Origin of the sequence: Staphylococcus microti, from assembly GCF_000934465.1 — a bacterium.
In the GTDB taxonomy this organism is placed as follows: Bacteria; Bacillota; Bacilli; order Staphylococcales; family Staphylococcaceae; genus Staphylococcus; species Staphylococcus microti.
This window is the reverse complement of sequence record NZ_JXWY01000081.1, coordinates 15693-30809: the sequence shown is the minus strand read 5'-3', so window position 1 is coordinate 30809 and position 15117 is coordinate 15693. Positions and strand designations below refer to the sequence as shown.

At 37.6% G+C, this 15117-nt stretch carries 14 protein-coding genes; all 14 read right to left on the bottom strand.

Going from position 1 to position 15117, the window contains the following annotated elements; translation table 11 throughout:
- Positions 1-945 (bottom strand): PhoH family protein, encoded by a 945-nt coding sequence (locus TP70_RS09050; RefSeq protein WP_044361130.1) that lies wholly within the window; start codon positions 943-945, stop codon positions 1-3.
- A 191-nt stretch (positions 946-1136) separates the two neighbouring features.
- Positions 1137-1766, bottom strand: a complete 630-nt coding sequence (locus tag TP70_RS09045) for a hypothetical protein (protein WP_044361128.1) — start codon at positions 1764-1766, stop codon at positions 1137-1139.
- A gap of 13 nt (positions 1767-1779) precedes the next feature.
- A complete protein-coding gene (gene floA / locus TP70_RS09040; protein WP_044361126.1) occupies positions 1780-2778 on the bottom strand; it encodes a flotillin-like protein FloA in 999 nt (332 codons plus the stop codon).
- A gap of 20 nt (positions 2779-2798) precedes the next feature.
- Positions 2799-3485 carry an NfeD family protein gene (locus TP70_RS09035; RefSeq protein ID WP_174221465.1) on the bottom strand — a complete coding sequence of 229 codons (687 nt, stop codon included), beginning with the start codon at positions 3483-3485 and terminating at the stop codon, positions 2799-2801.
- Positions 3486-3681: 196 nt separating this feature from the next.
- The gene (gene rpsU, locus TP70_RS09030) at positions 3682-3858 is read right to left on the bottom strand and encodes a 30S ribosomal protein S21 (RefSeq protein ID WP_002471046.1); all 177 of its coding nucleotides are present in this window, start codon (positions 3856-3858) and stop codon (positions 3682-3684) included.
- A gap of 159 nt (positions 3859-4017) precedes the next feature.
- Complete coding sequence (gene mtaB, locus TP70_RS09025; RefSeq protein WP_044361121.1) at positions 4018-5364, bottom strand: tRNA (N(6)-L-threonylcarbamoyladenosine(37)-C(2))-methylthiotransferase MtaB; 1347 nt, start codon at positions 5362-5364, stop codon at positions 4018-4020.
- 4 nt (positions 5365-5368) lie between these two features.
- Entirely contained in the window at positions 5369-6121 is a 753-nt protein-coding gene (locus TP70_RS09020) for a 16S rRNA (uracil(1498)-N(3))-methyltransferase (protein WP_044361119.1), read from the bottom strand.
- Entirely contained in the window at positions 6121-7056 is a 936-nt protein-coding gene (gene prmA / locus TP70_RS09015; RefSeq protein WP_044361117.1) for a 50S ribosomal protein L11 methyltransferase, read from the bottom strand. The genes TP70_RS09020 and prmA overlap by 1 nt, the downstream gene beginning before the upstream one ends.
- Before the next feature lie 4 nt (positions 7057-7060).
- Entirely contained in the window at positions 7061-8197 is a 1137-nt protein-coding gene (gene dnaJ, locus TP70_RS09010; RefSeq protein ID WP_044361116.1) for a molecular chaperone DnaJ, read from the bottom strand.
- Between the two features lie 107 nt (positions 8198-8304).
- Complete coding sequence (gene dnaK / locus TP70_RS09005; RefSeq protein WP_044361115.1) at positions 8305-10119, bottom strand: molecular chaperone DnaK; 1815 nt, start codon at positions 10117-10119, stop codon at positions 8305-8307.
- A gap of 63 nt (positions 10120-10182) precedes the next feature.
- Positions 10183-10776, bottom strand: a complete 594-nt coding sequence (gene grpE / locus TP70_RS09000; protein ID WP_044361114.1) for a nucleotide exchange factor GrpE — start codon at positions 10774-10776, stop codon at positions 10183-10185.
- Between the two features lie 46 nt (positions 10777-10822).
- Positions 10823-11812 (bottom strand): heat-inducible transcriptional repressor HrcA, encoded by a 990-nt coding sequence (gene hrcA, locus TP70_RS08995; protein ID WP_044361113.1) that lies wholly within the window; start codon positions 11810-11812, stop codon positions 10823-10825.
- Between the two features lie 104 nt (positions 11813-11916).
- Positions 11917-13038 carry a radical SAM family heme chaperone HemW gene (gene hemW / locus TP70_RS08990; RefSeq protein WP_044361112.1) on the bottom strand — a complete coding sequence of 374 codons (1122 nt, stop codon included), beginning with the start codon at positions 13036-13038 and terminating at the stop codon, positions 11917-11919.
- 69 nt (positions 13039-13107) lie between these two features.
- Positions 13108-14931 (bottom strand): translation elongation factor 4, encoded by a 1824-nt coding sequence (gene lepA / locus TP70_RS08985; protein WP_044361111.1) that lies wholly within the window; start codon positions 14929-14931, stop codon positions 13108-13110.
- Positions 14932-15117: the final 186 nt, after the last annotated feature.

Genomic DNA, 15117 nt, shown 5'->3' with positions numbered 1-15117 from the left:
TTATTCCTCCTCATATCTTGTAATGATGCGTCCTACGAGTGGGTGGCGAACGACATCGGCTTGGTCAAGGTGTTGAATGCTTAACCCTTTCAATCCTTTGAGACGCTGTTCAGCTTCAACAAGGCCGCTCTTAACCCCTTTTGGTAAGTCAATTTGTGTTTTATCTCCGGTTACAACCATTTTAGAACCAAAGCCAAGACGTGTTAAAAACATTTTCATCTGTGCTTGTGTCGTATTTTGTGCTTCATCTAAAATAACGAATGCATCGTCCAAAGTACGTCCACGCATATAGGCAAGTGGTGCAATTTCAATGACACCACGTTCAATAAAGCGGGTCGTTTGTTCAACACCAAGTACAGTATGCAAACCATCATATAGCGGGCGCAAATATGGGTCTACCTTTTCTTTTAAGTCTCCAGGTAGAAAGCCAAGAGACTCGCCTGCTTCTACAGCGGGTCGCGTTAATACAATACGTTTTACTTCTCCGGCGCGCAGTGCTTTTGCAACATAAACGACTGCTAAAAATGTTTTCCCTGTTCCAGCTGGCCCGATACCGAAAACGAGATCGTGTTTTTTCATTGCATGAATGTACATGCGTTGTCCCATCGTTTTTGGTCGTATCGTTTTTCCGTACGCATCTTTTGTAATTGCTTCATCATACAAATCAATTAAATGTTCAATCGTGCCATTTTTAGCCATTTTAATCGCGGCTTGTACATCTTTAACACCAATCGACTCACCTTTCTCAATTACTTTTAATAAGTTGCGTAATACTGACTCAGCTGCTGTGACATCATTTACTTTTTGACCTTTCACTGCAACTTCTTGTCCGCGCGCATGAATGATTACACCAAATGCATTTTCAACAAGCGTAAGATGTTCATCATTATTGCCTAACAACGCTTGTGCTTGGTGAATATCATCTATCTGAATAAGTTCAGGCATACAGTCGCTCCTTTACATCATTGTTAACTTTAATCTATCAAAAATCATCGAATAGATACAATTAAAATCATTCTATACTTGTCTATATTATAGCATGATTTTAACGTTTCGTTTGCATATAAATCTATCCGATAAAAATGAAAATAGCGAACTGATGCGACATATTTTGCCGTCTCAGTTCGCTATCTATTTTAAAGCTGTTTAGGCTTATTCAAAATCTCAGACCAAATCATACCATTAATGACTTCATTATCTGAAAATGACAACCCTTGTTTTGCACTTGCTTTTACATTTGACGCATTCATCAACGCTTCAAGTTTAATGGCCTTTGTGCGATTCGATAAGTATTGATCTTCAATAATCGCTTTCGCACGTCGCTCAATTCTAGCAAGTTGCTTTTGACGTTCACGATGCAATTCATCATCAAGCTGGTGCATGCGTTGATGAATCATATCTTGCAAACGCTGACGTTCTTGTTCCTCATCATTTCGTCTCGACGTATATTGCGCTGGTTGTGCTTCTTCACGTGTTGTCTGTGGTCTCTCAACACGTTCTACAACTTTCCGCTCTGGACGAGACGTTTGCTGAGGCGTTTCAGCTTTAGGTTGCTCAGGTTTAGGTTCATCAGGTACTGAAAAGGTTTCTTCTATCTCAGCAAGCGTATCTTGAACTTTCTCGAAAAAACCCTTTTCCTCAGTCTGTATTGGCTTTTGTGGGCGAGGTGGTTGTTGCTTTTGACGTTTTTCATGCTGCTTATCCCCTAACGCACTGAATATAGAAATTGCGATAGTGATTAGGAAGATTATGAAACCCATACTCATAAAATCACCTCATTTATTGATCAGATGGTGTGTTGTTTTGTTCTTGAGAATGTTTGTTAATTGCTTCTCTCATACCTGTATCTGCTTCAATATTTTTTAAGTTGTAATACTCTTTAACGCTAATATTACCTGAGCGAAGTGCTTCTGCCATCGCAAGTGGTACTTCTGCTTCAGCTTCCACAACTTTCGCATGCATCTCTTGGACACGTGCTTTCATTTCTTGTTCTTGGGCAACTGCCATCGCACGGCGTTCTTCAGCTTTTGCTTGTGCGATATTTTTATCAGCAATCGCTTGTTCAGTTTGTAAGTCGGCACCAATGTTTTTACTGATGTCAACGTCTGCAATGTCAATTGATAAAATTTCAAATGCAGTACCTGAGTCTAATCCTTTGCTTAAAACCGTTTTTGAAATGTTGTCCGGGTTTTCAAGCACTTGGGAATGGTGTTCACTTGAACCAATCGTTGAAACAATCCCTTCACCAACACGGGCGATAATAGTATCTTCACCCGCACCACCAACAAGGCGAGAAATGTTCGCACGCACTGTAATACGTGCTTTCGCTTTTACTTCAATCCCGTTCATCGCAACACCCGCAATAAATGGTGTCTCGATTACTTTAGGATTAACAGACATTTGAACGGCCTCTAACACGTCACGACCAGCAAGGTCAATCGCTGCACCACGTTCAAACGGTAAGTTAATATCTGCACGTTGTGCGGCAATATTGGCATCAACAACGCGGTCTACGTTACCACCTGCTAAATAGTGTGATTCCAGTTGATTCGTTGTGATTTGAAGGCCTGCTTTGTGCGCTTTGATTAATGGCCCGATAACTTTTCTAGGTGATACGCGACGTAAACGCATACCTACAAGTGTACCAATACTTACTTTAACACCCGCTGCTAATGCGGAAATCCATAGTCCGATTGGTACGAATGAAAATAAAATCATTAATGCAACGATAACAAGTACCGCTATAATAACAAGAGAAATAAATCCTGCTGTAAACATATTTTTCCATCTCCTTTTTCTTATGATTCATGCTGTCTTACAACAACTCTAGAGCCTTCTACTTCGATGATTTCGACTTGTAAATCTTTCAAAATAAAAGAGCCTTCAGACACTGCATCGATGCGTTCACCATTGAGCAAAATGATACCCGCCGGACGCAAATCAGTCATTGTTGTAGCAATCTCACCTACAAGATGAGAGCGATCATTGTGGGACGTGTAACCTGATTCTTTATTCGTTGCATCTTTTAAGACGACATTATCAAATAAAGCAATCGTTTTTTTGAAAATATTCACTAAAATCACCCACTCAATAATAGTTAAAATAAATGCGACTACAACGTTTAACAACATCATTGGCAAATTGTCGCCAATAGTCACTAAACTAAAAACAATGAGTCCCATTCCAATAAGTCCAAGAATTGCCCCAACGACAAACAGTTCTATGATGACGAGAATGACACCAATCATAAAAATAATAAGTGTTGCAGCCGATACATCACCTTGCACGATGAACCCTAGGAAGATTAACAATAACGCAATTAGAGATAAAACACCGGCAAAGTTAAACCGTTTAGAATATAGTTGGTAAACAAATCCTAAGAAGACAATACAAGTTAAAATTAACGATATAAATGGTGATGTCAACCATTCACCTACATCGTGTAATCCATCTTGAAATGAAATAGCAGCACTATTGATCCACATATGTAAACCCATCTTTGTCAAAATTCACCTCACCCTCACTATTTAGTATACATGAATTCATAGCACACTTATAGTGAAAGTACTAAAGACACCCATAAAAAGAAAGAAACCCCAAATCGTTGACCTTAGCCAAAGATTCGAGGTTTCTCATATATCATTAAACTTGAATGTTGAGGGAGTTCAACACGTTAATGATTTATCTGAATTTACGCTTACGAGCAGCTTCAGATTTTTTCTTACGTTTTACGCTTGGTTTTTCATAGAATTCGCGTTTACGAACTTCTTGAATTGTACCGCTTTTTGACACTGAGCGTTTAAAACGACGTAATGCATCTTCTAGTGATTCGTTTTTACGGACTACTGTTTTAGACATCTGTATTTCCCTCCCTCCAAATATCAAAAAAACTTTTTCATATTTACATAGTAACTCACCATGTATAAAACAGTATAAAATAAATCTTATTCTCGGTCAATCGACAAATTTACATTTTTTAAGCTAACAGCCAATTTTTGTTATAAAATCTTTATAAATCTACGCTAGTATTTCAATTTCAGATTGATTATTTGCATGTTCAACGGTTCTTAAAAATGTACCGTAGTTGATTGGATAGCCAACTTGATTGATTTTTACTTTACAAATTTCACCAATCAGTGAAGCATCTCCTTCAAATTCTACTTTCATGTAATTGTCAGCATATCCAACAAGTACACCATCTTTGGCACTTTTCTCTTCTGGAATCACTTCTAACACATCATTTTCAAACTGTGATGCATATGTTTTTGCGAGTTGATTACTTAACTCGATCAATTTGTGGACGCGTTCATTTTTGACTTCTTCATCAATTTGATCGTCCATGCGTGCTGCAGGCGTACCAATTCTTGGTGAATATGGGAATACGTGTAACTCAGAAAACTTGTGTTCAACGATAAAATCATACGTTTCTTGGAATTCTTCTTCAGTCTCGCCTGGGAACCCAACGATGACATCACTTGTGACAGCAAGCCCTGGTAATGCAGCGTGCAATTTCTTAATACGTTCAGAGAAGTGTGCCATTGAGTATTTACGGCGCATACGTTTTAACACAGTATCAGAGCCTGATTGTAATGGAATATGCAAGTGACGTACAACTTTTGAAGATTGTTGTAAGACTTCAATGACTTCATCAGTCAATTGACTTGCTTCAATAGATGAAATACGAATACGTTCTAAACCATCTACCGTCTCAAGGTCACGTAACAATTGTGCTAAGTTGTAATCTTTCAAGTCTTGGCCATAACCACCTGTATGAATCCCTGTTAATACAATCTCTTTATATCCAGATTGTACTAGCTGTGTTGCTTGTTCCACTACTTTTTGTGGATCACGAGAACGCATCAGTCCACGCGCCCAAGGGATGATACAGAACGTACAGAAGTTGTTACAACCTTCTTGAATTTTTAATGATGCACGTGTTCTATCAGTGAAATACGGGACATCTAATTCCTCATACGTACGGTTTTTCATAATATTGCTGACACCATTAATTGGTTGTCTTTCTTGCTGATACTCGTCAATATACGATAAAAGTTTATGACGATCTTGTGTCCCAACAACAATATCGACACCCGGAATTTCCATAATTTCTGCTGAAGATGTTTGCGCATAACAACCTGTGACACACACAACAGCGTCAGGATTTTGTCTAATCGCTCTACGGATAACTTGGCGACTCTTTTTATCGCCTGTATTTGTAACGGTACATGTATTGATGACAAAAACATCAGCGTTTTGTTCAAAATCAACACGTTCGTAATCAGCTTCTTTAAATAATTGCCAAATCGCTTCAGTCTCATAGTGGTTTACTTTACACCCTAATGTATGAAAGGCAACTGTTGACATGACTTCACCTCATTAATTCTATTTCGTAACTAATGGCACTTAACGCATAAAGCGGTGCCGTTTCAGCACGAAGAATACGCGGTCCAAGTCCTACTATTTGTGCGTGTGCTTCAAATTGTTTGACTTCTTCTTCGCTAAAACCGCCTTCAGGACCAACTAAAAGTAAAACTTTGTCGTTAGGTTTAAGCTGGGAAAGCATTTCTTTAAACTTTGATGTTTCCCCATTTTTTGCCTGTTCTTCGTATGCCATTAGAATATAATCATATTCACTAATCATATCATATACATATTTTAAATTCGAGTAATATTTTATATTTGGTATCTGTTGTCGATAACTTTGTTCGGCAGCTTCTTTAATAATTTTTTGCCATCTTTCAAGCTTTTTGGGTGCTTTTTGGTCGTTCAGTTTAACGACAGAACGCCCCATTTGTACAGCAATGAAATCATGTGCGCCCATCTCAGTCGCTTTTTGTAGCAACCATTCATATTTATCCGACTTAATGAGTCCACTCGCAATTGTGACTGAAACTGGCATCTCAGTGTGAATAGCCAACTTTTCGATAGTCTCAACTTCAATCGCTTGTTGATCTACAGCTGTGATTTCAACTTTATATGTTTGCGCATTGTGAAAGTTAATCACTAAATGATCACCCGTTGTATATCGCATGACTTTCGTTATGTGATGTATATCATCTTTGTTTGTGATAAAAAAACGCTGATGTAACTCAGCGTTCTCATTTAAAAAATAACGTTGCATTATGAAACCACCTTTTGTCCAGTGATACAAACCCAACCGTCTACATGTTGGACGTCAATAATTTTAAAGCCAGCAGCTTCCATTTGCGATTGAATCGATTCGCGCTTTTCTTCAATAATGCCTGATGTAATAAAGTAACCTGATGGGTTCAGTCGATTGTAACTATCTTCAATCATCAATTCAATAATATGCGGTAAAATATTTGCGATAACAACATCGTATTGTCCCGTTTCATTCGTCAATAAATTACCTGTCGCAGTTTCAATTGCTTGCGCACAATTATTCTTTTCGAAGTTTTCTTTTGCGACTTGTACAGCCATTTCATCTAAATCAATGGCTTTAATCGACTTGGCACCTAATAAATGTGCGGCAATACTCAAAATACCAGAACCTGTGCCTACATCTATGACATCGTGATGTGGTTGAACAGTGCGTTCGATGGCACGTAAGCACATACTCGTTGTTGGATGATCCCCTGTACCAAAAGCCATACCAGGATCTAGCTCAATATATAGGAAGTCATCCTCATTTGCGACAGTTTCCCAGCTTGGCACAATGAAAAATCTCTCAGACGCTTGAAAAGGGTGGAAATAATTTTTCCATTCATTTTCCCAATCCGATTCAGCAATTACCTTTGTAGTGACATTCAAAATTGTCGAGTCTATTTCATCGATTGCTTCGAGTCGTGCTGTTAATCGTTCTGTAAATGTATCATCGACTTGCATTTCCGTATAGTAGCCTTTAATAATCATATGCTTATCCGGATAGTCGGACGGATTTAATTCAAATATTTCACCATATTTATCTACTCTTACTTTATCGACTTCTTTTGAATCTTCAATTGCGACACCATTTGAACCAAATTCTTGTAGTATATTGGATACAATCGATTCAGCTTCTTCATTCACTGTTACAGACAGTTCTATCCAGTTCATAGTATTAATCTCCCTTAAAGAAACGACGTGCTTTATCTTTGAAGTTGCTTGGCTGTTCGTTAATTTCATCGCCACTTTCTTCAGCAAAAGCTTTTAAAAGTTCTTTTTGACGTTCTGTTAATTTTGTTGGTGTTACCACTTTAATATTAACAAATAAGTCACCATAACCGTAACCATGAACATTTTTCACACCTTTGCCTTTAAGGCGGAACTGTTTGCCTGATTGCGTACCAGCAGGAACAGTTAACATGACATGCCCTTTCAGCGTAGGAATTTTAATTTCATCCCCAAGTGCGGCTTGAGCAAAGCTAATCGAATGTTGATATAAGATGTCATCGCCTTCACGTGTAAAGTTTTCTGATGGTTTCACACGGAAAATGACGTATAAATCACCTGCAGGACCACCATTTTCACCAGGTGAACCTTGACCTGACAAACGGATTTGTTGGTCGTTATCGACACCTTCAGGCACTGTCACTTCTAGTTTCACATTTTTGATTTCTGTACCTTTACCATGACATGTTGGACATGGTTCTTCAAATTCTTGACCAGAACCGTTACATTCAGGACATACTTGTTGTGTACGTACACGACCTAAAATCGTATTTTGCTCAACAGACACATGTCCAGCACCATTACAGTAGCTACATGTATGCTTTTTCGTACCTGGTTTTGCACCTTCGCCATCACATGTATGACAAACAACTTCTTTACGTACAGAAATTTCTTTTTTTGTACCGAAAACAGCTTCTTCAAACGAAACAGTCATCGTATATTGCAAATCATCGCCTTTACGTGGTGCATTCGGGTCTCTTTGACGTTGTGCGCCACCGAAGAAAGAACTGAATATATCTTCAAAACCAGCGCCACCAAATCCTGAAAAGTCTTGGCCGCCAAAACCACCTTGTCCGAAGCCACCTTGAGCGCCCGCATGACCAAATTGATCATAGTTTGCACGTTTGTTATCATCACTTAACACTTCATAGGCTTCGCTGATTTCTTTAAATTTTTCATCTGCGCCTTCTTCTTTATTAATATCTGGATGGTATTTCTTAGATAACTTACGATAGGCACGTTTAATTTCATCTTTAGAAGCACTTTTTGAAATACCAAGGACTTCATAATAGTCTCTTTTTGCCAATGCAATCTCTCCTTTTATTGCGTTTATTAAAATAAAAGAGGCTGGGACGATGATTGTCCTAGCCCCTCTAAGCGACTGCTTACAGTCAATCTATAACATACGATACATTATTTTTGATCGTCATCTTTAACTTCTTTGAATTCAGCATCTTCTACTGTATCATCTTGTTGTGATGCGCCACCTTGAGCTTGTTGAGCTTGCTCATAGATTTTCATAGAAAGCTGTTGAATCACTTGTTCAAGTGCTTCTTTTTTCTCTTTGATTGCATCAATGTCGTTACCTTCAAGTGCTGATTTCAATGCTTCTTTCTTATCTTCAGCATCTTTTTTGTCATCTTCAGAAACATTGTCACCTAAGTCAGTTAAAGTTTTGTCGACTTGGAAAACAAGTTGATCTGCTTCGTTACGTAAGTCTACTTCTTCACGACGTTTTTTATCTGCTTCAGCATTTTGTTCAGCATCTTTTACCATACGATCGATTTCTTCGTCTGAAAGTGAAGATGAAGATTCGATTGTGATTTTTTGTTCTTTGTTTGTACCTAAATCTTTTGCTGTAACGTTAACAATACCGTTTTTGTCGATATCAAATGTTACTTCGATTTGTGGTACACCACGTGGTGCTGGTGGAATGTCCGTTAATTGGAAACGACCAAGTGTTTTGTTGTCTGAAGCCATTGGACGTTCACCTTGAAGTACGTGAATGTCTACAGATGGTTGGTTATCTGCTGCTGTAGAGTATACTTGTGATTTAGATGTTGGGATCGTTGTATTACGTTCGATTAACGTATTCATACGACCACCCATAATTTCGATACCTAATGATAAAGGTGTTACGTCAAGTAATACAACGTCTTTAACGTCACCAGTGATTACGCCACCTTGGATTGCAGCACCCATCGCAACGACTTCGTCAGGGTTCACACCTTTGTTTGGTTCTTTACCGATTTCTTTTTTGATTGCTTCTTGTACAGCAGGGATACGTGTTGAACCACCTACTAAAATAACTTCGTCGATATCTGAGTTAGATAAACCAGCATCTTTCATCGCTTGGCGTGTAGGTGCCATTGTTTTTTGTACTAAATGATCAGCTAATTCTTCAAATTTCGCACGTGTTAATGTTGTTTCTAAGTGTAATGGACCTGCAGCACCTGCTGAGATAAATGGTAATGAAATTTGTGTTGAAGATACACCTGATAAGTCTTTTTTCGCTTTTTCAGCAGCATCTTTCAAACGTTGTAATGCCATTTTATCTTGTGATAAGTCTACACCGTTTTCAGATTTGAATTCTTGTACTAAGTAGTCGATAATGACTTGGTCAAAGTCATCTCCACCTAATTTGTTGTCACCGGCAGTTGCTAATACTTCAAATACACCGTCACCTAATTCAAGAATTGAGACGTCGAAAGTACCGCCACCAAGGTCGAATACTAATACTTTTTCTTCTTTATCTGTTTTATCTAAACCGTAAGCTAAAGCCGCCGCAGTTGGTTCGTTGATAATACGTTCTACTTCTAAACCAGCGATTTTACCAGCGTCCTTAGTCGCTTGACGTTCACTGTCGTTGAAGTAAGCTGGTACAGTAATAACTGCTTTTTCAACTTTTTCGCCTAAATAGCTTTCAGCTGTATTTTTTAAGTTTTGTAAGATCATTGCTGAAATTTCTTGAGGTGTGTAATCTTTACCTTCAATATTTTCTTTATGATCTGTACCCATATAACGTTTAATAGATTGAATAGTGTTTGGGTTTGTGATTGCTTGACGTTTTGCCACTTCACCTACTTGTGTTTCACCATTTTTGAAAGCGACAACAGATGGTGTTGTTCTTGCGCCTTCAGGGTTTTGAATTACTTTAGGCTCGTCACCTTCTAATACAGATACACAAGAGTTTGTTGTTCCTAAGTCAATACCAATTACTTTACTCATATTCAAATTCCTCCTAATTTACAAACAATATTATTCTACATAAATGATGGTTTTTCGTCAAAATTATTGATTTACTTTAACCATTGACGCGCGTAACACACGATCTTTTAATTTATAACCAGCTTGCAGTTCTTCAGTTACAGCACCTGATTCAAACTCTGGATTATCATCTTGTAATACAGCTTGGTGATAGTTTGGATCAAATTGCTCACCTGCTGCTTGGATACGTTCTAATCCGTTATCTTCAAGTGCTTTTAGAAGACTGTCATAAACCATTTGTACACCTTTTTTCAGTGATACAAATGACTCATCGTCACCTTCTATTTGTAATGCTCTTTCGATATTATCAAGCGTTGGGAGTACATCGCTCAACACTTGTTGCGCACGGTATGTTTTTTGAATATCCGCTTCATTTTGGATACGGCGCTTATAATTTTCAAATTCTGCATATAATCTTAAATATTTTTCTTGAGATGCATCGACTTCAGCTTGTAAAGCCTCTAACTGTTCTTCTGCAGTAGGTTCTTTATTTTCTTCTGTCTCAGTTGCTGCTTCTTGCTGTGCATCTGCTTCAGTAACAGTCTCTTCAGTGTGAACGGCTTCTTGTGCCGTCTCCTCTTGCATCTCTTCTTCATGTAATGCTTTATCTTCTGCCATTTCCAAACCTCCATGACACTTTGTTGCAAGTGTGATTGAATTGTTATTATCTCGTTTGACTAAGCAATTGTATCACATTTTGATAACGCATTGCTGTTGGACCGACTATTGCAATATGACCTTCTATATCTTGTGTAAGCATATAGGGGCGCGTGACAATAGCAATCCCTTGTAAGTTACGGTCTATCTCAGAACCAATACTAATATGAATCGGCATATCTGACACTTGGTCAATCAAGTGTGTAATCTGATTAGATTCAATATATTTCAGTATTGGTTGAATAGAAGTTACAGTGTTCTCATTTAAACGCTCTATTAATTGGTGTTTCCCACCTAAATGGATACGCGACGTTTCAGACGCAAGATGTTTTTTTATGAGATAGTATACCTGTAACAACAACGTAACTTCTGCATCACTAAATCCCATCAATCGATAAGAATCTATGTGATGTTGATTTCCATCATTAAGAAATGCTTCAATATTTTTTGACATGAAGTTTGACAATTTGATAATAGTTTTATCATCTACATCAAGTGTCGATGATAAATGCAAATGTTTCACATGTCCGGTTTGATGAATTAAAACCACAATAATATGATTCGCATTTACGCTCATGAGATGGACATCAATAATGGATGATTTCGTATGATCTGGACCTACAACAATCGTCGTATAATGTGATCGGTCAGAAAACAATTGTGCCAATCGATCTAACGTAGTGGAAATATCATAGTGATTTTCACTAAACAACGTGCTTAGGTTAAGTTTACTTTGATGCCCTTCCACATCTGGTTGTTGTAATAACTGATTAACATAAAGTCGAAATCCCGCTTCAGATGGAATGCGTCCAGAAGAAGAATGCGTCTTTTCAATAAGATCTTGTGCTTCTAATGACTTCATTTCATTACGTATTGTAGCTGGACTCACTTGAACGTTATGTCTTTTAATCAATGTGGATGAACCAATAGGTTGGCCTAATTCAACATAATCTTCAACAATTGCATTTAAAATACTAAGTTGCCTTTGAGTAATCATGTTTCCACCTCATTAGCACTCATTTATCTCAAGTGCTAATTATAATTTATCAAATTGGTCAAAGAAAGTCAATGTTAAAGCTTTCGATTTTTTGATTTTTATATTTAGCCAATAAAAGTCTCGAAAACATAGTTGCCAATGACGCGTCCTTCTTCAGTTAACATCACGTGTGTAGGTGTATTATCAATTAAATTTTTGGCTTCTAGCGTTTGCAATTCCTTATGATAGTATTCGTTGATATCATGGCCGAATTTTTCTTTAAAGCGCGCTTTGCTAACACCTTGATTCATTCGTAATCCTAAAAACATTTCTTCCTCAATTTGTTCTTTTAGTGATACTTTTTCTTCTGTGCGAATAGGTGCATTACCTTTCTTCACTTCATCAATATAATGATTGACAGGGTTGATGTTTGAATACCTTACGCCATTTACATAACCGCTCGCACCCGCACCAAAACCATAATAGCTTTCATTTTTCCAATACACTTTATTATGTTCAGACGCATGGCCTTCTTTCGCAAAGTTTGAGATTTCATATTGCTGTAAATCATGTTGTGCCAGTTTATCAATCATAAAGTGATACATCTCAGCACCGAGATCTTCATTCGGTTCACTCAACTTACCCTTTTGATATAAATTATAAAATTGCGTTTGCTTTTCAAGAATAAGGCCATAGCTCGATATGTGATCTACTTCTAACGATAATGCTTCATTTAAACTTTCTTCAAATTGATCCATCGTTTGTCCCGGTAATTGATACATTAAATCTAAACTGATAGATGGAATCCCATATTTACGTGCATTGCGCACAGCTGAGTATATATCGGCGCGTTGATGACTCCGACCTAACAGCTTGAGTAAATCTTCATCAAACGTTTGTACACCAAGAGAAAGACGATTCACGCCATATTTCTTTAAAAGCGCAACCTTTTCTTCTGTAAGTTCATCAGGGTTCGCTTCAAACGTATATTCTTCGCTAATATTGAACTTTGCTTGAATCGCAGACAGTAAACGTTCCAACTGTGCTTCTGATAACGCTGTTGGTGTGCCCCCGCCTACAAACATCGTCGTTAAGTTCTTTTCTTTCGCCCATGACATTTCTTTAATTAAACATGTCAAATAGTCATCTACTGGCTGATGCTGTATAAAATATTTATTAAAATCGCAATAGGTACAAATCTTCACACAAAAAGGAATATGAATATAGGCACTTTTAACTGCTTGCATTTTTCATCGCTCCTACGAAATAAACTCCCAAGTCACACCGTTTAACAAGTGATTGGGAGCTTATAATAATTATTCGTCGTCCATTTTTAAAACTGCTAAGAAAGCATCTTGCGGAATTTCAACACTTCCGACTGCTTTCATTTTCGCTTTACCTGCTTTTTGTTTCTCTAATAATTTACGCTTACGGCTAATATCCCCACCATAACATTTAGAAAGTACGTTTTTACCCATAGACTTAATATTCGTACGTGCTACAATTTTGTGGCCAATTGCTGCTTGTACAGGCACTTCGAATTGTTGTCTTGGAATTAATGTTTTTAACTTCTCAACAAGTACTTTGCCACGTTCATACGCAAAGTCGCGGTGCACGATGAAACTTAATGCATCCACTTTGTCGCCATTTAATAAAATATCCATCTTAACGAGATTGCTTTCTTTGTTTTCGATGAATTCGTAGTCAAACGATGCATATCCTTTCGTATTTGATTTAAGTTGGTCAAAGAAATCAAATACAACTTCAGATAGTGGTAGTTCATAAACGATACTTACACGAATATCATCTAAATAATCCATTGTAATAAATTGACCACGTTTGCGTTGGCAGAGTTCCATAACTGCACCGACATAATCATTCGGGACCATCATCGTTGCACGTACATACGGTTCAAATACTTTTTCGATTTGATCACGGTCAGGCATTTGTGCAGGGTTATCTACTTTAATAGACTCTCCGTTTCTTAAAATAACCGTGTAAATAACTGATGGTGCTGTTGCAATTAACTCGATACCAAATTCACGTTCGATACGTTCTTGAATAATTTCCATGTGCAACATACCTAAGAAACCAGTACGATAACCAAAGCCTAGCGCTTTAGATGATTCAGGCTCGAACTCTAAAGATGCATCATTTAATTGTAATTTTTCTAATGCTTCACGTAAGTCGTTGTAGTCTTTATTGTCGATTGGGAAAAGACCACAATATACCATTGGATTCATCTTTTTATAACCTTGTAACGGTTCACTAGCTGGATTATGCTCGTGTGTAATTGTATCCCCGACACGTGAATCGTCTACGTTTTTAATGCTTGCGATGATGTAACCAACATCACCTACAGTTAGTTCATCAACTGGTAATTGTTTTGGCGTGTTAATGCCCACTTCTGTGACTTCAAAACTTTTGCCTGTTGCCATCATTTTAATGCGGTCACCAGCTTTAACAACACCATCAACAACACGAATAGATGATACAACGCCTCGATAAGGGTCATATTCAGAATCGAAAATTAAAGCTTTTAACGGTGCAGCTGGATCGCCGTCTGGTGCTGGTACAATCTCAACGATTTTTTCTAAAATTTCATCGATACCGATGTTTGACTTTGCACTCGCTAATACCGCATCATCTTTATCTAAACCAATCACATCTTCTACTTCCTGCTTAACACGTTCAGGTTCAGCAGCAGGTAAATCAATTTTATTGATAACCGGAATTAACTCAAGGTCATTATCTAACGCCAAGTATACGTTCGCTAAAGTTTGTGCTTCAATCCCTTGAGCGGCATCTACAACTAAAATTGCCCCTTCACATGCCGCAAGAGAACGTGAAACTTCATATGTAAAGTCGACATGTCCTGGCGTGTCGATTAAATGAAATGTATACGTTTCTCCATCTTTCGCTTCATATTTCAAACGAACGGCGTTTAACTTAATAGTAATACCACGTTCACGTTCTAAATCCATAGAATCTAACAATTGTGCCTGCATTTCACGTGACTCTACTGATTTGGTGTTTTCTAAAATTCGATCCGCCAATGTTGACTTACCATGGTCAATGTGTGCGATGATCGAAAAGTTTCTAATATTTTTACGTCTATTTAAACGCTCACTATTGTTCATAACATCCTACTCACTTTCATAAGATTCCCTATAAAAATCTCTTGCATCTTTGATATGATAACGTTTTTAAAGGACAATTGCAACAGTTGTAAAGCTGCGAACACATATGTTTCTTATTCTAATATCAAAAAATAAGTTTAAGGTTACAATTAATGATTGCACAATGTGGTCACATTTGATAGAATA

What these genes read in the sequence shown, in the direction of transcription:
- TP70_RS09050 (WP_044361130.1), bottom strand. Translation starts at nt 945, where the DNA reads ATGCCTGAACTTATTCAGATAGATGATATTCACCAAGCACAAGCGTTG.
- TP70_RS09045 (WP_044361128.1), bottom strand. Translation starts at nt 1,766, where the DNA reads ATGAGTATGGGTTTCATAATCTTCCTAATCACTATCGCAATTTCTATA.
- floA (WP_044361126.1), bottom strand. Translation starts at nt 2,778, where the DNA reads ATGTTTACAGCAGGATTTATTTCTCTTGTTATTATAGCGGTACTTGTT.
- TP70_RS09035 (WP_174221465.1), bottom strand. Translation starts at nt 3,485, where the DNA reads ATGTGGATCAATAGTGCTGCTATTTCATTTCAAGATGGATTACACGAT.
- rpsU (WP_002471046.1), bottom strand. Translation starts at nt 3,858, where the DNA reads ATGTCTAAAACAGTAGTCCGTAAAAACGAATCACTAGAAGATGCATTA.
- mtaB (WP_044361121.1), bottom strand. Translation starts at nt 5,364, where the DNA reads ATGTCAACAGTTGCCTTTCATACATTAGGGTGTAAAGTAAACCACTAT.
- TP70_RS09020 (WP_044361119.1), bottom strand. Translation starts at nt 6,121, where the DNA reads ATGCAACGTTATTTTTTAAATGAGAACGCTGAGTTACATCAGCGTTTT.
- prmA (WP_044361117.1), bottom strand. Translation starts at nt 7,056, where the DNA reads ATGAACTGGATAGAACTGTCTGTAACAGTGAATGAAGAAGCTGAATCG.
- dnaK (WP_044361115.1), bottom strand. Translation starts at nt 10,119, where the DNA reads ATGAGTAAAGTAATTGGTATTGACTTAGGAACAACAAACTCTTGTGTA.
- grpE (WP_044361114.1), bottom strand. Translation starts at nt 10,776, where the DNA reads ATGGCAGAAGATAAAGCATTACATGAAGAAGAGATGCAAGAGGAGACG.
- hrcA (WP_044361113.1), bottom strand. Translation starts at nt 11,812, where the DNA reads ATGATTACTCAAAGGCAACTTAGTATTTTAAATGCAATTGTTGAAGAT.
- hemW (WP_044361112.1), bottom strand. Translation starts at nt 13,038, where the DNA reads ATGCAAGCAGTTAAAAGTGCCTATATTCATATTCCTTTTTGTGTGAAG.
- lepA (WP_044361111.1), bottom strand. Translation starts at nt 14,931, where the DNA reads ATGAACAATAGTGAGCGTTTAAATAGACGTAAAAATATTAGAAACTTT.